Consider the following 19,896-nt stretch of genomic DNA (forward strand, 5'->3'; position numbering starts at 1 on the left):
TCATGCTCCTTCGGCCAGCATGTCATCGACAAGCTGCTGGCGTTCGTCGGGGGTCATCGTGGCGAGGTTCTCGAACCGGTAGTGCTTGGACTCCTCCATCCACTCCTTGCGCTCGACTACTCCGCCGGACACGGCCTCGATGGTGATGCGGTGCAGGATCTCGTTGTGGCTGAGCTCGAAGAGCTGCTTGGTGAGGATGTGCTTGAGCCGCTCGCTCTGATCGGGGATCTGGTCTGCGAGGCCGGCGTCGAGGCGGCGCACTAGCTCCATCAGGAATAGCCCGGCGGTCGAGAACAGGTCGGCGAACGTCTTGGTCGGGTCGTGGAATATGCCGGGGTTGGCGTCTTCGAGGATGTCGACCATCCGCTGGACGACTGCCTTCGGCGTGAACACCAGGGAGGTCTTCGGTTGCGGGATGTAGGCGAAGATGTCCTCGGTCAGGGACTCGTCGAAGTAGTCGGCGAGCTCCTCCTTCTTATTGAGGAATTCCTGCATCGACTGGTCGAAGACGGCCTCGTCAAAGAGCCCGGGTACCCGCACCGTCTGGCCTTCCTCGTCGATGACCTCCTGGCCGTCGCGCAGGAGGCGGAACTGCTCCTCGGTGATGCCGGTGATCTCCTGGAACACGTCGTCGGGGGTGAAGTCGTCGAAGTTGGACAGCCGGGTGTCCCTGGTGCCGTAGGCCATGAGGAACATGGGGATGGTGCGGGAGAAGCCGCGCAGGCGATCGCGCACCTCGTCCATCGACTTGTCGGCCCTCTTCTGGACCTTGCGGTGCTCCTCGCGGGTGACGATCTCGGGGACGAGCTGCTCCACGGCCTCGTTGGCGATGGCCTGGATCCTGGCGGCGAAGGCGGCCTTCTCCTCCTCGATCCTGGCCTCGACCGCGCTGCGGTCCGCCTCGGTGGCGGCTTCCTCGGCCTCGTGCTCCAGATGCTTGGTGGCGATGTTGTGCTCGACAAAGGCGCGCTCGACCTTGGCCTCGACGACCTTCTCGGTGCGCTCGGTGTCGCGCTTGGTCTGAGCCGCGGTGAGGTCGTAGGCCTCCTGCAGCTCCTTGCGCTTGTCGCTGGTGATGCTGGACACGGCACGCGCGACTTGGCGGGCAGCCTTGGCCGCCGGCGCGTCGGGAGAGGCCTTGGGCAGGTCCACGACGCGCCACACGGGCTTGCCCAGCTCGGCGATCTTAGGGTTGATGACCGTTGCGTGGTCGACCTGGACGTTGCCCTGGTGGTCGGTGACGGGGATGGGCTCGGGCAGTTCGATCGGGGCACCCTTGATCGCCTTGCCCTGCTTCGCCACGGGGAGCTTGTCGAGGATCTCCTTGACGTGCTCGGTGTAGCGGAAGATGCCCGAGATGTTGTCGAAGAGCAGGTTGGACATGAAGCCGCGGCGCACGACCTCGCGGGCCTTGAATACCTGCGGGAAGGTCAGCACCTGCGAGGCGTCGAGCTCGATCATCGTCCCGTCGGAGTCCTCGCCGAGGATCGGGAAGAAGTTGAGAAGGCGCCGGATGTTGTTCTGGCGGACGGACGGATTGCCCGACGGGTTGGGGTTCAGGTTGTTGGCGAAGGCGTCGAAGACCCGCAGGGTGCGCTCCGGCGCGAAGTCGAAGATGTAGGCGTTCTGCTTCTGGTAAACGCTGCCGCCGCGCTGGAAGGTGTGGGGGTTCTGGGCCCGAAACGCGGCCTGCATGTACTGCGCCGGGGAGTCGAGGGTGGCCAGCATGATCACGGCGGTCCACTCGGGCACGGTGACGCCGGTGGTCAGCTGCCCGACGGACAGGGTAATGGTCTTGCCGCCCCGGCCCTCGGCGTCGGCGATCGCTTCGCGGACCTTGTCGAGTGACTTACCGATCACGGCCGGGTCGTCCTCGTTGAGGCGGCCGTCGCCGGCCGCGAGCACCACTGTGTAGTCCTTGAAGACGGGGTGCACCCCCAGCAGCTTCTGGAGTGCCCTAGCCGCGTCGACCCGGTTGAGCAGCCAGAAGGAGTGGCGCACCTCGTCGCGCAGTTCCGGCGTGGAGAAGGGGTACTTCTCGTTGGTGGTGAGGGTGTCGAGGAAGCGGATGACGTCGGCCTCGTACTGGAAGTGGCCGTTGTCCTTGGTGGAGAAGAACTCGCTGAGCTTGAAGGTGTAGTCGACGTTCTCGCCGTCCTCCTCGATGGCGACGCCCTCGGCCAGGCGGTCGGTGATCATACGCGAGACCTGGTAGGTCAGCATGTTGAGGGTCGGCAGCGCCGCGTAGGGGTTGTCCTGGCTCTCGTCGTCCCAGTTCTGGCGCGCGGTCTGCTCGTCCTCGTAGGTCCAGTTGAAGATCTCCTCGGCGTCGAAGCGGCCCGAGGCGAGCGCCTTGAACGGGGTTCCCGACAGGTGCAGCGTGTAGTCGCGCTTGATCTGGTCGAAGGCGACGTCGGTCTTGGCGGTGTCCACGCCCTCGTGGGCCTCGTCGATGACCAGCAGGTCCCACTCGAAGTCCGCGATGTGCTTCAGCTTGGCGTGCTCGCCGCCGAAGTACTGGGACCCCTTGAGGTCCTGCAGCGAGACGAACTCGACGATACGCGGGTCAAGGTCCTCGTTCTCCATGGCGTGCTGGCGCCACTGGGCGCGCGTCATCGGGGAGCGATCGGCCAGCGAGGCGGACTCGGAGACGAACTTGAACGTGGTCTGGTGGCCGATGTAGCGGGTGAAGTCGTCGTACCAAGAGTTGGCGATCGCCGGGCGGTTGGTAACGATGAGCGCCTTCTTCACGCCCAGCTCGCGCATCAAGTGGTAGGTCGTCAAGGTCTTGCCGAAACGCGGCTTGGCGTTCCAGAGGACCTCCTTGGAGCTGCCAGTGAAGGCATCCAGGGCCTGGTCGACGGCGCGTCGCTGTTCGGGGCGCAGGTCGTAGTCGTCCTCGCCGCCGGCCTGCAGGTCGTCGAAGTTGCTGCCGATGAAGTCGTTGAAGTAGTCCAGCGAGGTCTTGGGCGCGTTGTCGAAGCGGTGCCACTCGGTCCTCTTCGGCTGGGTCTCGCGCTCGATCCTCTGCTGGCGCAGGAACTCGTGGAAGTGATGGTCGCGGAACCAGCCGCCGGACTCGGTGTTGAAGAACGCGCGCCGGGCCCACCGCTTTCGCTTCTGGATGTTGAACTGGCCGCCCTGCTGCGCGATGCGCTTGTCGGCCGTGCCCTGCTCGGTGTAGCCGATCTTCTCCCAACCGTCGTACTTGGGCATGTCCGGCGTGTCGTAGGAGTAGATCAGCGGGACGATCTCGCGGAAGGTGTCGATGCTGGGGCTAGCCATCATGCCTCTTCTCGTGGTGGACCTGGTCGACAGCGCACGGCACGAAGCCCCGCGGTTCGAGGACATTGAACAGCGAGTCCTCGCGGAGGCTGGCGAAGCGGAAAGGCTCGCGCAGGACGGTTCCGGCGACGTCGGGGTCGCGGTGCCACCACGAGAACTCCAGGTCCTCTCCTCGGTGGTCGAGTCCGGTGAGCGTGTTGCCCCGCAGGATGTTCGTCTTGATCAGGAAGGCGGCCGCCCGGTGGAGGTCGGTGCGCGGTCCGCAGCCGGTGCCGTTCGACCGGTGGAAGTCGACGAAGACCTTCAGCATGGCGGCCTTGGCGTCGGCGTGGTTGTCCTCCAGCAGCTCGATGCCGTAGATCGAGGCGAGCGCGAACAGCGACTCCTGAGGCCACAGCTCCGGCTGGATGCGCGCTTGGACGGCCTTGAGCTTCCGCTCCAGGATCGCCACGAGGAAGTTGCCGTCGCCGGCCGCGGGTTCGAGGAAGGTCTTGTCGATGAAGTCCGGCCCGAGCTCCAGGTCGTCGGCCACGATGTCGAGCATCCGGTCGACCATGTGGCGCGGAGTGAACACCTCACCGTACGCCCTCACCCGTTCACGGGACTTCACCAGCAGCTCCTCGACCAGCAGCGTCATGAGCGCGCCCCCACGGGCGCCTCAACAGACACCGTAGCGGGGCGCAGCGAGGGTCCCGCGCACATCGGCGCGATCACGCCCTGTCCCGACTTGCAGCTCACTCCCCCAGAGTATCAAGACTTGATACGCTGGAGCCATGGCAGTACACAGTGGCCGGGACGCTCGATGAGGCAGTTGCGCGCCGCGATGCAGCAGATCGGCGCAACCGTGCGCGAGGTTCGCGTGGAGCGTGGCATGACTCAGGACGGGTTGGCTGTCGCAGCAGGGGTGTCTCGCCCGACGGTGGCCAGGATCGAGACCGGGTACGGGGTGGCGATGCCGTCGCTGCAGGCCGTGGCGAAGGTGCTGAGGCTGAAGGTCAACGTCAGCGTGGAGCGCACGGATGCCTGAGCGGGAGGAGCTGAAGCCCATGGGTGGACGGAGCGTCGGCACTTGGCACGTGGACGACCCGAACTCGAAGGTCAACTGGCAGGTGGCGATGAGCGCTTGGGCGGAGGCGACCCTGCCGGAGCTGGAGCGGGTGGCGAGCGTGTACGAGGGTTTCATCACCTACACCGACCTCGCCGAGCGGCTGCAGGAGGTCACCGGGTACCGCACCCGCACGGTGCTGTCCTACTGGATCGGGAAGGTGCTCGACAAGGTGGTGATCCGCACGCTGACCGAGGACCTGCCTCCGCTCACCGCACTGGTCGTGCAGAAGGGAGACGGCCTAGTCGGGGACGGCTACTACAACCGCGAGCACCCGCCGGGCTCCATCGACGAGACGGAGGAGCTGAACGACGTCGCGGATGCGGACCGCCTGCTGTGCTACCGCGCCTACGGCGCCGACGTACCCGCCGACGCCCGGCCGCAGAGGACGGCGCTGCGCAAGGACAAGAGCGCCCCGCGACCCAGGCAGCCCGAGATGTCGCGCGCTCGCGTGTGCCCTTCATGCCGACTGGAGCTGCCACTGAGCGGGCAGTGTGACTCCTGCGACTGAGCGCACGCCCACGTACTTCCGTCATCGAAACCCGATGGCGACTCCACCTTCCTCCCCGGCACCGACGCCCTCGTCTTCTGTTCAGAGATGCTGCGCCCTCGTCCTAGTTGCCAGTGCGCTTGTCTCTGGTGGCAGCAACCTGCAACCTAAGCGCCAAGCCACTTGTGCCGGTTGGCGATCTCTAGTCCTCGCGGGGTGAAGTCCAGGACGGCGTCCTCGCCGAGTGCTTCGGCTACTGCGGTGCGCGCCATCTCGGAGTGGCCCGTCTCGACCATGATTGCGGCGAGGTCCAGCTTCGCGGTCTCAGAGTCGCGGTCGGCTTGCAGCGCAACGGTGGCCGCACGGCGGGCGGCCTCGTAGTCGCCAGCGTGCAAGTGGTGGGTCACGAGGATGTGGGCGACGTCACCGACGGCGCAGATCATGTGGTGATCGACGCGGTCGCCTTCGAAGAGCCAGGTCCACCCAGCTGGCCGCAGCTGGTCGAAGGGCCTACCTTGTACCAGCTCTAGCGCGGTCTCCAGGTCGTCGATCCCGTCGGCGCCCTTGGCCACGGCACGGGTACGCAGTCGCCTGAAGAGGTCTGCGTCGATGAGTAGGTCCTGTACGACGTACACCCCGATGCCGCGGGTGTGTGCTTCGGGCGAGGCTTTGGCGTCTGGGATATGTGGCTCGCTCGTACGCGGGTTGGTGCCGAGCCACTGCCGCAGGTTCGAGATGGCGGTGCGAGCTCGCGGAACGGTAAGGCCAAAGGCGTCTGCAAGCTGATCTCCGGTGACGCCATTGGGGTGGAGAGCAAGATAGGCGAGCGCTTCGGTGTAGTAGGCCTTCTGCTTGGCAATTGGCTTGCCGTAGCAGCGGGCCTTCACTGGCCCCAAGAGGGACAGGCGGGGGTATGGGCACTTGTCGGAGAACCACATTCGCACGTCTTCGTCGAGGCTGGGATCCCGGTCGGCCAACACGTTTGCGTCGGAGCTCTTCACGCGCGCTGCCACGACATTGAGGTCTTCCGAAGTGGTTGCTGTTTCGGCGAGGTACTCCTCGTCACCCTCCGGGAGAAGCCCCGGGTGTGCGGTGCCATCTGTGCGGAGCGCGCGGTGGTGTTCGAGGAGGTTGCCGGTGACGTCGGTCAGCTCGTCGGCAGCGGGTGGGGGTTCGTCATCGCGGGTGGTGGTCTTCAGAAGGATTGCGCACCCAGCGGCTTCGTCTTCGGTGAGGCCAACGGCGGTCAGTTCGAGGCCCAGTCCGCTGACACGGCCAGAGGCGGTCACCATGAGCGTTGCTTCATCGGCGGACTCGCTGACGAGTGCGATGCCAGTTCGGCGCGGTTGTGCTGCGATGAGTTCGGCGAGATCCGTGTTGGAGTGGGGGTTGAGAGCGACACCTGCTCCCCAGATCTCGTCCTCGGCCAGCGTCGCGCGACCCAGCCGTGCGGTAGCGCCGCCGCGGTCGGCGCGGTTCTGGTTTCGCCTCGCCAGCTCCAGCACCTCGGTGTCGGTGGCGTCGAGGCGGTCGGGTGCCATAGCCATAGCGTCGGCGGCCGGGCCGTGGCAGGCGACGCGGATCCCTTCTGACCAGGGATTGACAGCCAGTTCGGCGGCGAGGTAGCGGGCGAAGTCAGCGCGCATGACCGCGTCACCACCCACGGTGATGTGTCCCAGGTTCTCAAGGTTGATGAGAATGACCCGGTCGGACGTGTCGGTGCCGATCGTGACCAGCAAGGGGTACGCGCAGGGGGCGTCTGAATCCCCTGGCGCGATCTGGTCAGCGGGAGTGGCGGTGGGGAGCGTCCATCCTTCGGTTCCGGGTTCCCACGGTGGGGGTAGCTGGTCATTCGTGGTGAGGGTGATGGTTCCGTCGGTTGCGACGGCGACTGTGATGATGTCGACGGTTCCGTGGAGTCGTCGGAGGACGGCGTCGAGGCGGTGAACCAGACGGGTGGAGAGCCCGGCAGCGACGTGGGCTGTCATCTCGATTGGCGCAGTGTGTCGGCTGGGTTCTGCGATTGTTCGTCCGGGGCGGCGGGTGCGGAACTGTTCGCGTCGACGGCGGGCCAGAAGTGCGGCCACACCTGCCCCGAGGAAGGAGCCAGCGCCCAGGAGCCCGGCCACCTGCCAGGCGAAGATCGGGGCGGCCTCGGTGTCGTCATCGGTGCTGACGCCGGCGGCGGGGATCTGCGCTGGGACGGATGTTGGGGTTGCCGATGGCACCGCGCTTGGGGGCAGTGCCGCCTCTGGATTGCTGACCTCGTGTGTGGGTTCGGGCGTGGCAGCCACAGCATCGGCTGTCGTTGGAGTGAAGGCTTCGGCTGGGGCCGTGGCCTGTTCTTGGGATTGTGTGGCAGGGGGTGTGGGGAGTTTGAGGGTCCAGCCGACGTCGATGGCGTCTGGGTCTTCCAGGGCGTAGCCCGTGGGTTGCTCGATGCCACGGTTCAGCTCGTAGAGTTCGGGCCACTTGAGAGGGTCGTCGAGGTGTTCCTCGGCCAACGACCAGAGGGTGTCACCCTTCTCCACAGTCACTGTGGGGGCGACCGACTGCGGGGTGGATTGTGCGGGGTTGGTCGTTGCGGGCGCGGTGGCGGCCGGGATGTCGGGGTTGGTGACAATGATCGGTGGGGCGGCGGCGGAGGGTGTTGCGGCGGTGCCTGCGGCCAAGGTGCCGATGGCGGCCATGACGAGGAGTCGGATGGCTGGTTGGGCGAGTGAGCCGCCGGGCAGGGTGGGCGCTTTGACGCCGCGGAGTGCGCTGATGGTTTCGGTGAGGATGATGGCGGTGAGCCACAGCCAGAGTGCCCAGGCTGCGACCCAGATGATCACGAGAAGGAGTCGTCCGTTGTCGGGGCTGAGGAGCAGGGTGCTGAGTTGGTCCCAGGGTGGGAGGAAGCCGGGGAGTTGTCCCAGCTGCAACAGCAGCCACGGTGCGCCGATCACGATGGCGGCCATGAGGAGGGTGGCTGCGATCCGTTGGAGGAGTCTCATTGCTGTGTGCCTCCTAGAACCGAGGTGACGGTGGCGGATCCGGTCTCGTTCAGCGCCAGGGCGTCGATCCCGATGATCGACAGGAACTGGGTGCTGTACCTACCGGTCACGGTGACGGTGACCGTGTCCCCACCACGGACATTGGTGCTTCCGCTGTACGGGGAGCCAGCCACGTAGGCGTTCGCGGCCCGGATGGCTCCGTTCACGTCGGGCCGTGCCCGACCGGAGTCCATGGTCAAGTGTTGTCCTCCAGCGCGGGCGGCTTCGGCCGCGACGCCTCTGGCGTCCTGAGAGGCTGCGGCGTGACCGGCGAAATCCACGCCGAGCCCGACGATGACGATGAACGCCACCATCGCCACGGCCACCCACACCGACACCATGCCCCGCTCACCGTGGGGCTTCGTGAATGCTTCCTGGGCGTTCATCGTCGGGTCCTGTACGTGTCGACAGGTGACGTCTTGGTGGCGGACAGCGTCTTTGAGGTGGGCAAGCCGGGAAGACCGATTCCGAAGTCGACTTCGCAGGTCACCGTGACAGACACATTGGCAGGGGTCCCCAGTGGTGCGCGGAGGCCGCTCGCGTCGACGGCGACGTTGGAGGAACGGCAGTTGACGCCGGACTCAGCCAGGGACGACCCGGCTACGGTTCGAGCAGCCCCGGTCGCAGCGCCAGGGACGCGCTCGATCGATGCCGCTCTAGCTGCCTGCGACGCGGCCGATGACACGGCCAGATTCGCTAGGGCTTGATTGGCGAGCACGACCAGCAGCCCGACAACAAGGAGCAGCACCGGAATGATGATCGCGGTCTCGACCGCAATCATCATCCCCCGCTGATCCTTCGCACGCACGATCAGCCTCCGTTGACATTGACGACTTGCACCTCAGCGATGCGCAGCGTGCCAGACGTGTCCAGCGCCAGCGTCAGGACGCCGCTCTCTCCGATACCGGCCCAATCGACCACCCAGTGCGAGGTCGCGGTGACGGGGTACTTCCCATCCTTCGTGTAAAGGTGGCCACAGTCAGGGGAAGCCTCGTTGTGGGTCCAGATGCTCTGCCACGGAGTCCCCGCAGCACACTCGACCTGATTCCCGTCGCCCATGTCCCACACAACCCTGTCCACGCGGGCCGTGGCCGTGACGGTGAAACCGCGCTCGGACACCGACCGAGTAATCGGGCCCCACGTTGAGTCCGATCGAGCATCGGCCCACAACCAGACGTTCCACCCGACGTACCCCAGATCAGCAGGGGATCGCTCTGCCAGCTTCGGAAAGGTACCCATCCGGATCGGTTGCAGCTGCATCCGAGCCACCGCACGACGCGCAAGCTCCTCAGGGTCCGGGGGCTCAGGCAAGTCCGCAGCAGCAACCCATGCGTCCCATCCAGTGTTCCAACCGTTCTCAGTACCAATGCGGCACTCCACGATCGTCCCGCTGGTGTTGCCCTTCCACACTTCATCCGTGAAGGGGGGCTGCGTGGCCTTGATTCTGGCGTAGCACTGCAGATCTGGCCGCCAGGAGACACCAAACTGGAAGCAAGGCAGAGGGGCGCCGCTGGCGGTGAGGCATCCCGAGGCGCCCGAGTCAGACTGACCGCGAGCGCGGCGTGTGGGTGCATTTGCTTGGCCCTTGCCTCCGCCCGTCTCTACACGCACCACGACCGTGTGCTCGCTGATGAAGGCGCCGCCATCGGTGTCTGCCAGGGCCGCGCTCGGAGCCACTACGACCGCCAAGACTCCAGCAAGCAGAGAGCCTAGGACTCGCATGATTCGACCGTTCCGCTCTGGCCTCCAGCAAGCCTCCATTGATCCCCAACTTGGACAATGTCGACCAGAATCCTCCGCTTCTCGAAATCGAGATCCATCCGTCGCAAGCCCCTCACCTCGCCCGATCTGAGCCCGCCTAACGCCACGGTGGCCAGCATGGCGACATGGTGTGGCTCGGCGGCCTCCAGATAGCGGCGTACGTCACCTAGGTCGAAGACGTGACGCTGCTCCATTGGCTTGGTCTTGCGCGGGATGCTCACGCCAGTGGCGGGGTTCTTCTCGATCCATCCCCAGTGACTAGCCTTGGTCAGCAGTTCGTTGAACAGTGCCAACGTCGATCGGTCACGCCGCCGCTCGGCGCCAAGCGGACCCTTGCGCCACTGCCAGACCTCATCGTGAGTGATGGTCTTGATATTGCGCTCAGCCCCCCAGTGGGGGACGATCCGGAGACGCCAATCCTGCTCGTAAGCCGTCTTCGTTGAGAGAGCCAGAGGGCGGGGGCGCTGCGTCAGGAATCGTTCGTAGACTTCCTGAAGGGTGAGGAGTTGGGGTCGTCTTGCTTCTACTTCCTCAGGCGAGAGCCACTCCCCACGCTCGATAGCGATCTGCTGGAGTCGCAACCAGTGTTCGGCGTCGCCCTTGTGGGTGAAGGTGATGGGTGCTGCAACTCTCCGAGCCGAGTCGTGGGGGTGTACGAACGAGGCACGATAGCGCTGGCTGGGCAATCGCTTGACTGATCCGAATCGTCTCATGACGTGAGTAACCCGGGCAGAATCCGGCTACGGCGTTCCACGAACGTTCCATGAAACGGTCCTTTGGTGTCCCTTTGAGGGCACTCAAGTCCAATGTGAAACAAGCAAACTCCCTAGTCAAAGGCGTTTGACTAGGGACTTCTGCTGTGGAGCATAGGGGACTCGAACCCCTAACTTCCACCTTGCAAAGGTGGCACTCTACCAATTGAGTTAATGCCCCGAGACTTGGACGAGTATAGGGCAGGAGCGTCCCTTGGCCACAACCGCGGCCGGCGGCGCACTTGCGCGCGGCGCCGCGTCGGCGACGACGGTGGATATAGTGGCCTAGAACGTTCCCGGGAATTCCCGGGACTCCAGGAAACGAGGTCCCATGGCAGCGCGACCCAAGGTGCCGACCATCCTCGACATCGCTGCCGAGGCCGGCGTGTCCAAGTCGGCCGTCTCCCGCGCTCTCCGCGGCCAGGGAGAGGTCAGCCCGGCCACCCGCGAGAAGGTCGAGGCCGCCGCCCGCAGGCTCGGCTACGTTGCCAACGCCATGGCGCAGGCCCTCGTCACCTCGCGCACCATGAACATCGGCGTCGTCCTTCGCGACGTCACCCGCCCCTACTACGCCTGGCTGATCAACGGCATGCAGCAGGAGGCGGAGGGGCGCGGCTACCGGGTCGTCACCATGACGAGCGCGGGCGAACTCGAGGTCGAGGACGCACGCCGGGCGCTGGCCACCCTTGTCTCGTTGCAGGTCGACGGCCTCGTGCTCGCGTCGGCCCGACTCCCGTCCGAGGACGTCGTCCCCTTCGTCGGCAGGATGCCCATCGTCGTGGCCGGCCGACGCGAGATCGGCGCGGGCATCACCTCCGTCTTCTGCGACGACGCCGACGGCGGACGCTCGCTCGCCGACCACCTGCTCGACCTGGGCCATCGCGACATCGCCGTCCTGCTGGTCGACCGCGACTACTCGCTGAGCCAACACGCACGCACGGCTGCGATGGTCGAGCGGATCGAGGCGGCAGGCGCGACCGCACACGTCTGGCCCGTCCCCGACGACAACCACACCCTCGACGCCCTCACCGAGAGGTTCGACGGGTCGGGCGTCACGGCGCTGATGTGCCCCACCGACACGGCCGCCCTTGACGCGCTCGAGTTCCTCCGCCGCGCCGACATCGCCGTCCCGGAGGCATGCAGCGTCACCGGCTTCGATGGCCTCGGCCAGATCGCCAACCCCTACATCGGGCTGACGACGTTCCGCCAGCCCGCCGCGGAGATCGGCCGCTCCGCCGTCGAACTGCTGATCGACAAGATCGAGCGCGGCAGGGCGCAGGACCGGCTCGTCGAACTGCGCGGCGAGATGGTCCTGGGTCGCACGTCAGGGCCGCCCCCCGCCTGAGGTACAGGGGGGGAACTCCCAGGCGAGGGACGACCGGTCTATCAGGAGAGGCGCCAACTGCGCATGATCTCCCAGCTCATCGACTTCCAGTAGTCGCAGGTCCACGCGGGCGCGTGCAGGCGGTAGGCCGTGACGGTGTCGCCGCGGAATGTCGACGGGCCGCAGAACCCCGCCCCGACCAGGAAGTCGTGCACCTCCTCGCGGAGGGCGTCCTCCCCCTCGAGTTCGCGCCCCGCGAGCGTCAGGTGCGGGCGGTACCGCTCGGGGAATCGCGGCGCCGGAGCGGGGCGTCCCAGTCGCCGTCGGGGTAGACGCGGAGCGGCGCGACCGCGTTCATGAGCGTCCCCGCGAGGTCCGTGAACGACGAGGACTCCCCGCTTCCGAGTTCGTATCCGATTCCGTCGCCGGGACGCTTCACGATGCCGCCGTTGACGACGGTGATGGCGGGCGCGCCCGCGAGCGCGGCGTCGAGTTCGTCCAGGAAGCCCTCCTCCGAGACGGAGGGGTCGAGCGCGATCGATCCCACCAGCGTCACGTGGGGCGGGTAGCTGCCCGCCTCCCGCAGCCCGAATTGGCGCTTGAGGACGTCGAACGCCTCCGCGACCAGCCTGCCGAACTCCGGGGAGGGCCTGAGGTAGACGCCGTACCTGGTCAGGTCGACGCTCTGCACCGTCATGCGGCCTCGTCCGGGAGCAGCCAGGCGCGCTCGGCGTCGACGACGACCTGCACCAGGTCGTCGGCGTTCGCGCCGCGGTGGTCCGCGGAGTCGGACACGAGTAGGATCCCCGCCTCGGTCTCGACCTCGTAGTCGATGCGGTTGCCGACGAAGCTGGCCGAGACGACCTTGCCGACGTCGGCCCCGATTGCGGCACCCTCCGGTGCCCGGCGCAGCGAGATGCCCTCCGGGCGCGCGAGCAGCACCGACGGCGACGTGTCGCTGACCGCGGGGTGGGAGGCGACGGAGTGCGCCATGCCGAGCACGCGCACGTCTGCCCGTCCGTCGACGACGTCGTGGACGTGGACGTCGATGAAGTTCGCGGTGCCGATGAAGTCGGCCACGAAGCGGGTCTCCGGTCGCCGGTAGACGTTCTCGGGCGAGTCGACCTGGTGCACCTTCCCGCCCGACATGACGACGATCCGGTCGGACATCGTCATGGCCTCCTCCTGGTCGTGGGTGACGAAGATGCTGGTGATGCCCAGTTGCTGTTGAAGCTTGCGGATCTGGAGCCGCATCTGGCCACGCAGCTTCGCGTCGAGGTTCGACAGCGGCTCGTCGAACAGCAGGACCTTCGGCCGCATCACGAGGGCGCGGGCCAGCGCGACCCTCTGCTGCTGGCCGCCCGAGAGTTGGTGCGGGGCCCGCCTGTCCAAGGACTGCAGCCCCATGGTCTCGACGACCGAGTCGACCTCCCGGTTGATCTCGGCCTTGGACAGCTTCTTCAGCTTCAGCCCGTAGGCGATGTTGTCGCGCACCGACAGGTGCGGGAACAGCGCGTACGACTGGAACACCATCGACATGGGTCGGCGGTTGGGGGGCAGCGAGCCGAGGTCGGCGCCGTCGAGGGTGATCCGCCCGTCGGAGAGGGTCTCGAAGCCTGCGATCATCCGTAGCGTCGTCGTCTTCCCGCAGCCGGACGGGCCGAGCAGCGAGACGAACTCGCCCGGGTGGATGTCGAGGCTGAAGCCGTCGACGGCGGGCGGGGCGTCGGCGGTTCCGGGGTAGCGCTTGCTGACGTTGCTCAACTGCACGCGACCGACGGCGGGGCTGACCTCATCCATGGAGGCGACCTTTCTGGACTGCTTGGTGATGGTGGGCGCTTCAGACACGGGGAGCCACCCTTCCCCAGCGCCGCAGCGCCAGCTCGAGCAGCCCCATGAAGGCGAGCACGAGCGCGATCAGCAGCGTGCAGTAGGCGAACGCGTTGCCGAAGCGTCCCGTGTCGACCTCGTCCAACAACTGCGCCGAGACGATGTGGGTCTCAGGGGTGGTGATGAAGATGATCGGGGTCAGTGCGGTCATCGATCTGGCGATCGCGTAGCTGACCCCGGCCAGCAGCGCGGGCCGCAGCAGCGGGAGCGTCGTCTTCCAGAAGGTGGTGATGGAGTCGGCTCCGAGCGACGTCGACGCCTCCTCGATCGCGGGATGGATCTGGGAGATGGCCGCGATCGACGACCGTTGCCCGGCGGGCAGCGCGAACACGATGTAGACGAGCAGGATGGCGGCTGCTCCGCCGAGGATGCCGTTGCCGCCGGCAAGGGCGGGAACCTTCAGCCCGAGCAGGTAGTAAGGGACGGAGAAGGCGACGGCGTATCCGAGGCCGAGCACGATGCCAGGCACCGCGACGCCGAGCATGCCGACGAAGTCGACCACTCCGCCGACCCGGCGGCCGAGTTTCCGGACGACAAGCCAGGCCACGATGGTGCCCAGCAGCCCGCTGATGGGGGCGGCGATGATGGCGAGCACTGTCGTGTCGAGGAAGGCGCCGGGCGCGCGTCCGGTGAGGATCTGGGCGTAGTGGTCGAGCGTGAACGAGTTGTTGACGCCGATGATCTTGATGAAGCCGCCGACGATGACGGTGGCGAAGATCGCAACGCTCAGCAGGCTCACGAGGCCGACGACGATAAGGATCGGCACCCGCAGCGCCGGGCTGGTGATCAGGGCGGGCGCCTGCGACGGCTTGCCCGTGACCGACACGACGCTGCGCTTGGAGACCCAGTAGTGCTGCAGCACGAACACGACGAGGGCCGGCACCAGCAGCACCAGGGAGTAGGCGGCAGCCTTCACGATCGAGAAGTCGCCCGTGATGGCGTAGTAGACGTTGCTGGCGACCACGGTGTAGTTGCCGCCGATGACCAGCGGGTTGGCGAGGTCAGAGATCGCCTCGACGAAGAGAAAGAGGAACGAGCCCGCGATGCCGGGGAAGATCATGGGAAGCGTCACGGTGCGGAAGGCGTATAAGCCGCCCGCCCCGAGATTGGCGGCGGCCTCCTCCATCGCGGAGTCGACGTTGAGGAGCATCGCCCGGATCGTCAGGTAGGCGATCGGGGAGAACGACAGCGACATGACAAGGACGAGACCAGGGAGCCCGTAGACGTCGATGGGCACCTCGAAGATGCCCTTCGAGATCACGCCGTTACGGCCGAACAGCACGATGACGGCGGTGGCGACGGCGAACGGTGGAGCGACGACCGGCAGCAGCGCGATGAAGTGCACGAGCCTGCGGCCCCGGAACTGGAGGCGGACCTGGGCGAACGCGAAGCAGAGCCCGATCGTGGTGCCGATCACGCCGGTCAGCAGCCCAAGCAGCAGGGTGTTGCCCAGCATGCGGCGGTTGGCCGGCTCCGTGAACGTCGAGGCGATGACGGCGAGCCCTTGCGGAACCGTGCCCGTGACGAGCAGTTGCGCGATGGGCCACACCACGATGACCGCAAGCACCGCCGCAACGCAGATGAAGATCAGCAGCGAGGGTCGGTCGATCCGCACCCGCGGCGAGCGCCTGGCGCGGGGCCGACCCGACGTCGGGGCCTCGACGGCGGAGGTGAGCAGAGTGGACATGGGAGCTGTTCCTCGGGCGTCAGGCCTTGGGCGCGGGGGCGATCTGCTGCGTGAACGCGTCGATCATCGTCTGCCGCTGGTCCGCGGCCTCGCGCTTGTCCCAGGGGACGAGGTTCAGCTCGGTGATGTCGGTGGCGCCTTCGCGGATGGTGGCATCCGGGTTGACGGGCAGGGCGTAGGTGGGGATGTCGCCGTAGGCGTTCTGCCAGTCGGTGGTCAGGATCCAGTCGTAGAACTTCTTGGCGTTCTCCGGGTTCTTGGCCCCCTTGACGACGCTGACCGCGCCGACCTCGTAGCCTGCTCCCTCCTCCGGGTAGCTGACGGTGAGTTCGTAGCCCTGGGCTGCGAGCCGTTCGCAGTCGGCGACCAGCGAGATGCTGGTGGCGAGCTCGCCCCGTCCGACCATCTCGCCCGCCGTCGTCGAGGCGTTGCCGTACTGGAGGACGTTCTGGTTGAGCTTGGTGAAGTAGTCGATCGTCTTTGCCTCGTCCTTGCCGTCGATGACGTACTTGGCGTACATGGCCATGTAGCCGGCGCCGACGGAGGCGGGGTGCGGCATGCCGACGTGGCCCTTCAGCTTGGGGTCGAGCAGGTCGTCCCACGAGGTGGGGACCTCGAGGCCGAGGGCGGCGAGCTGCTCTTCGCTGGAGCAGAAGCCGAGCGCCCCGGTGTAGAAGCCCGACCAGATGCCGTCCTTGTCGGTGTTCTGTTCGTCGAGGTTGGAGGCGTTCCCGGAGACGTAGTTCTCGATCAGTCCCTGGTCGGCCGCGACGAGGTGGTTCTCCGCCTGGCCGCCGGCCCACACGTCGAACTCGGGAGCATCCTTCGACGCCGAGAGGCGCGCGATGGCGGCGCCAGCCCCCATCGACACGTAGTTGGCCTCGATGCCGGTGGCCTCCTGGAACTGCTTGATCATGGCCTCGCAGTAGTCCTCCACCTGGCTGCAGGCGACCGACACCTTTCCGCCGCCTGCACTCTCGGAGCCGCCGCCTCCTCCCGCGACCTGCGGGTCGGCGGCCGGGGTGCAGGCGCTCAAGGCGATGCCGATGGCCAGAAGCGGGATCAGGGTCTTCGTTGACGTGTTCATGATGCTTCCTTCATGGGGTTCGTGGGTGTGGATCGTGGCGTGGTGGTCGAATCTGTCGGGATCAGGCGGTAGCCCTCACCTCGGGCGCTCTGGATGGTGAGCCCTTCGTCGAGCTTGCGGCGGAGCCGGTGGACGGCGCTCTTGAGCCGGTGCCGCTCGCCGCGAGCCACGTACGACCCCCAGGCCGCGCGGCAGAGCTCGCGGTGTCCGACGACGTCGCCGCCCGCCTCGGTGAGCGTCGCCAGGATCGCCGTCTCCGCGCGGTTGAGCGGGACCCGTTCGGGGCGGACTCTACGGGCATGGGCGTCCATCACCCGAGCTCCCGGAGGAACGCGCGCGAGTCGTCGTCCGAAACCCAGAGGTGCGCCTTCCAGCCTGCCCGGCTTGCGGCCGCGACGTTGTGTTCGCGGTCGTCGATGAAGGCGATGGAGCCGCCGTCGACGCCGAGCGCGTCGGTGACGGCCGCGTAGATCGCCTCGTCCGGCTTTGCCATCCGCAGCTCGGACGAGAAGAACCAGTGCTCGACGTGCGGTGCCCAGTCGGAGTTGCGGGCCGCGGCGGCCATCGGCAGGGGCGCGTTGGAGAGGACGGCGACCGTCCTGTCCTCAGCTGCCACCTCCAGCAGGTGGGCGGCGGCGGGCCGCACGGTGGTCCAGGCGTTGCTGTCGATCCCGGAGAGTCGCTCGATGAGGTCGTCGGAGATCTCGACCCCGAGTCGCCGTGCGATGCCGCCCCAGTACGGGGCGCATTCGGCGCCCCTGTCGTAGTCGTCACGCTCGGCCCAGTACTCGGCGCGGACCTCGTCGGCTGGGCGCCCGAGAGCACGGGCCAACTCCTCGAAGAGTCCAGGCGCCTCGGAGAGCACCTCGCCGATGTCGAAGACCACCACGGTTGGGGAGTGAGCCTGCATGGATACCCTCTCGGATCCTGGACTGGTTCGGGAACGTTCCCGGTAGGGATGACGGTAGCAGCAGTCTTCAGGCATGGCAATAGCCTCTCGGCATATCTGGGACGAGGATCGTTGCGCCGCGATGAGGTACATTCGGTTGACGGGAACGTTCCCGATTTTGGAGGCCACGATGCCGGATCTTGCACTTCTCGCCGATCTCTCGGTGCGCACCGTCAGCGCCGTGCTGCTCGGCGCTCTGATCGGGTTCGAGCGACAGTGGCGCCTCAGAACCGCGGGCATCCGCACCAACGCCCTGGTCGCCGGGGGAGCCGCGCTGTTCGTCATCGTCGGCGCCGTGGACTGGAACACCACAGGAACCGTCGACAGCACCCGGGTCGCCGCGCAGGTAGTCTCCGGCATCGGATTCCTAGGCGCAGGCGTGATCCTGCGCGACGGGGCCAACATCCGTGGACTCACGACCGCGGCGACGCTCTGGTGCGCGGCGGCGGTCGGCTCGCTCGCAGGCGCGGGGATGGTGTGGTTCGCCGCCGTCGGCAGCCTGGCGATCCTCGCGACCAACACCCTGCTTCGCCCCATCAGCCGGTTCATCAACCGTCGACTCCAGGACGACGTCGTCGACGCGATGGACGAGACCGACTACGTGCTGGAGGTGATCACCTCGGAGAAGAGCGAGCAGCGGGTGCGCGCCCTCGTCGTCCAGACGGTGGACCTGCACGAGTACACCCTGCGAGCGCTGGATTCCCGCCAACTCAAGCACGACCGGACGCGCCTGATGGCAAGCGTCGGCTCACACACCGGGGACCCGAACGGACTTCAGTACGCCGTCCAGCGCCTGATGCTCGACCCGAAGGTCACCTCCGCCAGATGGTGGGAGAGCGAACCCGAGGACTGAGGGCAAGGGCAGTCGCGGTCAGATCTTCTCGAACTGGAAGTAATCGACGTTGAAGTTCGACTGCCCCGCTGCGACGCGGAAGGTGAAGGTCACCTGACCGGCGTTGAGAGGGACGCCGCCCGAGACGTCCTGCAGCAGGAACGCTTCGTGCTGTGTCGTGTTCTGCGCCCTCACATACGCCGTCGTCAACCCGGGGAACTCCAGCCGGAACGAGCCGGCGTCCGCGTACTTCGACGACGTCCTCGCCTTGACCCGGTAGGTTCCGGACGAGGGGATGGCCACGGTGTACTTCACCCACTCACCGCCCCTGATGTAGCAGAGATGGATGGCGCCCTGGGTGTCGCACACGTCGACGCCCTGGCCCGGTTTGCCCTTGCCGCCCAGGTCGGCCGGTTCGACGTCGTGGTAGGCAACTCCCTCGGCGCCGCCCGTGAAGTTCCTCGCGGCCACCCGGACTCCCCGGCGGGAAGCCCGACGTTGGTCGTCGACCCGGTGCGGATCCAGTGCTGCAGTTCCGACGGCAGGTCGGTCTGGATCATGCTGGCTCCGAGCCCCTTCACCCGGGCCCAGCCGAGGGCGGGATCGCGCAACGACCCCTCGTCGGTGTTCGACCCGGCCAGGCCCCTCCACATGGTGTTGACCCAGACGCGCGCGCCTCGGTTGCGCAGCGCGTCGATGCTGTCCCGTGAGGCGATCGCGTCGTTGTCGCCGGTGTAGATCACCTCGTAGCAGTGCGGCGCCGGCTGCATGGTGAGCGCCTCCTGGTAGTTGGTCGCACGCACGATGTGGCAGTAGAGCGCCTCGGGGTGGGCGTCGCGGAACTGCTTGACCTCGCCTGCGGACCGGTCGCTCTTGAACACGATCTGCCGTTGCATCCCCTTGGCGGAGGCGGCGGCCCAGACGGCCTCGCGCTGGTTCCAGCCCTCCTTGTCGACGTTGATCAGGATCTTGTCCTTCGCCGCGTTCAACGCGTCGTCGAACGAGGGCACCTTCGCGTTGGTCAGCGGCGCCTGGGAGCCTCCCCTGAGGGTACGCAGTTGCATGCCTCGCAGCTCGTCGAGGGTGAACGAGGTGGTCAGACCGGTCCTGGCTGTCGTGCGGTTGACGGACGAGTCGTGCATCACGACCAGCCTGTTGTCGCGGGTGACCTGCAGGTCGATTTCGTTGATGGGGACCCCGAGAGTCGCGGCCCGGCTGATGGCGGTCAGCGAGTTCTCGGACGAGTCACGCCAGGCGCCCAGATGCGCGACGGCCATCATGGGGGCCGAAGCGGAGTGGTCGAGCAACTGGTTGCGGTACTCCTCGGCCTTCGTCATGCCTGAGGCGGCGGGAGGTGCTGCGAGTGAGGTGGAGGCGACGCAGGCCAGCGCCGCGGCGACGGCGATCAGCCTGATCCGGCCTCTTCTGGTGCGGTTCGGCATCGTTGACGTCCTTTCATCGGGATGGTCGGAGAACGTCAGTATGTGTCGCCGGGACGCGAAACGGGAAGGTTCCCGGCCGATCGGTTACCAAGGAGTCGCCTGGATCGCCGCGTGAAGACGCGAGGCGTTCGCGATGCGGTGGCGGCGATGATTCGGGAGCCCGCCCGGTGATCGCCTGTTGTCGCGGGCGGGGGGCCGGAGCCCAGTTGCCGGGCTCGGGACTGGACCCTGCCGGTTGGGTCGGGGCGCTCCTCGAG

Annotated in this window: 20 protein-coding genes and 1 tRNA gene; 4 read left to right on the plus strand and 17 right to left on the minus strand. The window is 66.9% G+C overall.

Going from position 1 to position 19,896, the window contains the following annotated elements; all coding sequences use genetic code 11:
* Together BW730_RS14265 and BW730_RS14270 are read right to left on the minus strand one after the other, a co-directional pair.
* On the minus strand, window positions 1-3,285 hold the full coding sequence (locus BW730_RS14265) for a DEAD/DEAH box helicase (protein WP_077687671.1): 3,285 nt from the start codon (window positions 3,283-3,285) through the stop codon (window positions 1-3).
* Window positions 3,278-3,922 (minus strand): DNA methyltransferase family protein, encoded by a 645-nt coding sequence (locus BW730_RS14270; protein ID WP_077686844.1) that lies wholly within the window; start codon window positions 3,920-3,922, stop codon window positions 3,278-3,280. The genes BW730_RS14265 and BW730_RS14270 overlap by 8 nt, the downstream gene beginning before the upstream one ends.
* A gap of 165 nt (window positions 3,923-4,087) precedes the next feature.
* Between BW730_RS14270 and BW730_RS14275 the strand changes: the two genes are divergently transcribed.
* Both BW730_RS14275 and BW730_RS14280 read left to right on the plus strand, forming a co-directional pair.
* The gene (locus BW730_RS14275; protein ID WP_145952893.1) at window positions 4,088-4,312 is read left to right on the plus strand and encodes a helix-turn-helix transcriptional regulator; all 225 of its coding nucleotides are present in this window, start codon (window positions 4,088-4,090) and stop codon (window positions 4,310-4,312) included.
* The gene (locus BW730_RS14280) at window positions 4,305-4,901 is read left to right on the plus strand and encodes a hypothetical protein (protein ID WP_077686845.1); all 597 of its coding nucleotides are present in this window, start codon (window positions 4,305-4,307) and stop codon (window positions 4,899-4,901) included. The genes BW730_RS14275 and BW730_RS14280 overlap by 8 nt, the downstream gene beginning before the upstream one ends.
* Before the next feature lie 146 nt (window positions 4,902-5,047).
* Here the strand turns inward: BW730_RS14280 and BW730_RS14285 are convergent, their stop codons facing one another.
* The 6 genes from BW730_RS14285 to BW730_RS14310 form a co-directional block, all read right to left on the minus strand.
* Window positions 5,048-7,876, minus strand: coding sequence for a LysM peptidoglycan-binding domain-containing protein (locus BW730_RS14285; protein ID WP_077686846.1), 2,829 nt, complete (start codon window positions 7,874-7,876; stop codon window positions 5,048-5,050).
* Complete coding sequence (locus tag BW730_RS14290; RefSeq protein WP_077686847.1) at window positions 7,873-8,301, minus strand: TadE/TadG family type IV pilus assembly protein; 429 nt, start codon at window positions 8,299-8,301, stop codon at window positions 7,873-7,875. The genes BW730_RS14285 and BW730_RS14290 overlap by 4 nt, the downstream gene beginning before the upstream one ends.
* On the minus strand, window positions 8,298-8,723 hold the full coding sequence (locus BW730_RS14295) for a TadE/TadG family type IV pilus assembly protein (RefSeq protein ID WP_145952894.1): 426 nt from the start codon (window positions 8,721-8,723) through the stop codon (window positions 8,298-8,300). Before BW730_RS14295 ends, BW730_RS14290 begins: the two co-directional genes overlap by 4 nt.
* A 2-nt stretch (window positions 8,724-8,725) precedes the next feature.
* The gene (locus BW730_RS14300) at window positions 8,726-9,175 is read right to left on the minus strand and encodes a hypothetical protein (protein ID WP_077686849.1); all 450 of its coding nucleotides are present in this window, start codon (window positions 9,173-9,175) and stop codon (window positions 8,726-8,728) included.
* Between the two features lie 449 nt (window positions 9,176-9,624).
* Window positions 9,625-10,389, minus strand: coding sequence for a site-specific integrase (locus BW730_RS14305; protein WP_145952895.1), 765 nt, complete (start codon window positions 10,387-10,389; stop codon window positions 9,625-9,627).
* 147 nt (window positions 10,390-10,536) lie between these two features.
* Window positions 10,537-10,609, minus strand: a tRNA-Ala gene (locus BW730_RS14310).
* 150 nt (window positions 10,610-10,759) lie between these two features.
* Here BW730_RS14310 and BW730_RS14315 point away from each other — a divergent pair.
* Window positions 10,760-11,773: a LacI family DNA-binding transcriptional regulator gene (locus BW730_RS14315; protein WP_077686851.1), complete on the plus strand. Its 1,014-nt coding sequence runs from the start codon at window positions 10,760-10,762 to the stop codon at window positions 11,771-11,773.
* Between the two features lie 41 nt (window positions 11,774-11,814).
* On the opposite strand, the gene BW730_RS18660 is transcribed toward BW730_RS14315, so the two are convergent.
* Genes BW730_RS18660 through BW730_RS14345 form a run of 7 tightly spaced genes read right to left on the minus strand, consistent with a single transcriptional unit; the run spans window position 11,815 to window position 17,326 of the window.
* Window positions 11,815-11,967 (minus strand): hypothetical protein, encoded by a 153-nt coding sequence (locus tag BW730_RS18660; RefSeq protein WP_158522679.1) that lies wholly within the window; start codon window positions 11,965-11,967, stop codon window positions 11,815-11,817.
* A gap of 47 nt (window positions 11,968-12,014) precedes the next feature.
* On the minus strand, window positions 12,015-12,449 hold the full coding sequence (locus BW730_RS14320) for a 2'-5' RNA ligase family protein (RefSeq protein WP_077686852.1): 435 nt from the start codon (window positions 12,447-12,449) through the stop codon (window positions 12,015-12,017).
* Complete coding sequence (locus BW730_RS14325; RefSeq protein ID WP_226996836.1) at window positions 12,446-13,600, minus strand: ABC transporter ATP-binding protein; 1,155 nt, start codon at window positions 13,598-13,600, stop codon at window positions 12,446-12,448. The genes BW730_RS14320 and BW730_RS14325 overlap by 4 nt, the downstream gene beginning before the upstream one ends.
* Window positions 13,593-15,329 (minus strand): ABC transporter permease, encoded by a 1,737-nt coding sequence (locus BW730_RS14330; RefSeq protein ID WP_077686854.1) that lies wholly within the window; start codon window positions 15,327-15,329, stop codon window positions 13,593-13,595. The genes BW730_RS14325 and BW730_RS14330 overlap by 8 nt, the downstream gene beginning before the upstream one ends.
* Window positions 15,330-15,348: 19 nt before the next feature.
* Window positions 15,349-16,416: an ABC transporter substrate-binding protein gene (locus BW730_RS14335; RefSeq protein ID WP_077686855.1), complete on the minus strand. Its 1,068-nt coding sequence runs from the start codon at window positions 16,414-16,416 to the stop codon at window positions 15,349-15,351.
* Entirely contained in the window at window positions 16,413-16,727 is a 315-nt protein-coding gene (locus tag BW730_RS14340) for a helix-turn-helix domain-containing protein (protein WP_077686856.1), read from the minus strand. Before BW730_RS14340 ends, BW730_RS14335 begins: the two co-directional genes overlap by 4 nt.
* On the minus strand, window positions 16,727-17,326 hold the full coding sequence (locus BW730_RS14345; protein ID WP_158522680.1) for an HAD family hydrolase: 600 nt from the start codon (window positions 17,324-17,326) through the stop codon (window positions 16,727-16,729). Before BW730_RS14345 ends, BW730_RS14340 begins: the two co-directional genes overlap by 1 nt.
* A 169-nt stretch (window positions 17,327-17,495) precedes the next feature.
* On the opposite strand from BW730_RS14345, the gene BW730_RS14350 reads away from it, so the two are divergent.
* The gene (locus BW730_RS14350) at window positions 17,496-18,218 is read left to right on the plus strand and encodes an MgtC/SapB family protein (RefSeq protein ID WP_077686857.1); all 723 of its coding nucleotides are present in this window, start codon (window positions 17,496-17,498) and stop codon (window positions 18,216-18,218) included.
* An 18-nt stretch (window positions 18,219-18,236) separates the two neighbouring features.
* On the opposite strand, the gene BW730_RS18665 is transcribed toward BW730_RS14350, so the two are convergent.
* Both BW730_RS18665 and BW730_RS14360 read right to left on the minus strand, forming a co-directional pair.
* On the minus strand, window positions 18,237-18,512 hold the full coding sequence (locus tag BW730_RS18665; RefSeq protein WP_237267967.1) for a carbohydrate-binding protein: 276 nt from the start codon (window positions 18,510-18,512) through the stop codon (window positions 18,237-18,239).
* Window positions 18,509-19,639 (minus strand): glycerophosphodiester phosphodiesterase family protein, encoded by a 1,131-nt coding sequence (locus tag BW730_RS14360; RefSeq protein ID WP_077686859.1) that lies wholly within the window; start codon window positions 19,637-19,639, stop codon window positions 18,509-18,511. The genes BW730_RS18665 and BW730_RS14360 overlap by 4 nt, the downstream gene beginning before the upstream one ends.
* Window positions 19,640-19,896 lie beyond the last annotated feature (257 nt).

The organism is Tessaracoccus aquimaris (assembly GCF_001997345.1).
GTDB classification, from domain to species: Bacteria; Actinomycetota; Actinomycetes; order Propionibacteriales; family Propionibacteriaceae; genus Arachnia; species Arachnia aquimaris.

Bases quoted from the DNA above. Each gene is read 5' to 3' on its own strand.
- BW730_RS14265 (WP_077687671.1), bottom strand. From the start codon at position 3,285: ATGGCTAGCCCCAGCATCGACACCTTCCGCGAGATCGTCCCGCTGATC.
- BW730_RS14270 (WP_077686844.1), bottom strand. From the start codon at position 3,922: ATGACGCTGCTGGTCGAGGAGCTGCTGGTGAAGTCCCGTGAACGGGTG.
- BW730_RS14275 (WP_145952893.1), top strand. From the start codon at position 4,088: ATGAGGCAGTTGCGCGCCGCGATGCAGCAGATCGGCGCAACCGTGCGC.
- BW730_RS14280 (WP_077686845.1), top strand. From the start codon at position 4,305: ATGCCTGAGCGGGAGGAGCTGAAGCCCATGGGTGGACGGAGCGTCGGC.
- BW730_RS14285 (WP_077686846.1), bottom strand. From the start codon at position 7,876: ATGAGACTCCTCCAACGGATCGCAGCCACCCTCCTCATGGCCGCCATC.
- BW730_RS14290 (WP_077686847.1), bottom strand. From the start codon at position 8,301: ATGAACGCCCAGGAAGCATTCACGAAGCCCCACGGTGAGCGGGGCATG.
- BW730_RS14300 (WP_077686849.1), bottom strand. From the start codon at position 9,175: ATGCAGCTGCAACCGATCCGGATGGGTACCTTTCCGAAGCTGGCAGAG.
- BW730_RS14305 (WP_145952895.1), bottom strand. From the start codon at position 10,389: ATGAGACGATTCGGATCAGTCAAGCGATTGCCCAGCCAGCGCTATCGT.
- BW730_RS14315 (WP_077686851.1), top strand. From the start codon at position 10,760: ATGGCAGCGCGACCCAAGGTGCCGACCATCCTCGACATCGCTGCCGAG.
- BW730_RS14320 (WP_077686852.1), bottom strand. From the start codon at position 12,449: ATGACGGTGCAGAGCGTCGACCTGACCAGGTACGGCGTCTACCTCAGG.
- BW730_RS14330 (WP_077686854.1), bottom strand. From the start codon at position 15,329: ATGTCCACTCTGCTCACCTCCGCCGTCGAGGCCCCGACGTCGGGTCGG.
- BW730_RS14335 (WP_077686855.1), bottom strand. From the start codon at position 16,416: ATGAACACGTCAACGAAGACCCTGATCCCGCTTCTGGCCATCGGCATC.
- BW730_RS14340 (WP_077686856.1), bottom strand. From the start codon at position 16,727: ATGGACGCCCATGCCCGTAGAGTCCGCCCCGAACGGGTCCCGCTCAAC.
- BW730_RS14345 (WP_158522680.1), bottom strand. From the start codon at position 17,326: ATGCAGGCTCACTCCCCAACCGTGGTGGTCTTCGACATCGGCGAGGTG.
- BW730_RS14350 (WP_077686857.1), top strand. From the start codon at position 17,496: ATGCCGGATCTTGCACTTCTCGCCGATCTCTCGGTGCGCACCGTCAGC.
- BW730_RS14360 (WP_077686859.1), bottom strand. From the start codon at position 19,639: ATGCCGAACCGCACCAGAAGAGGCCGGATCAGGCTGATCGCCGTCGCC.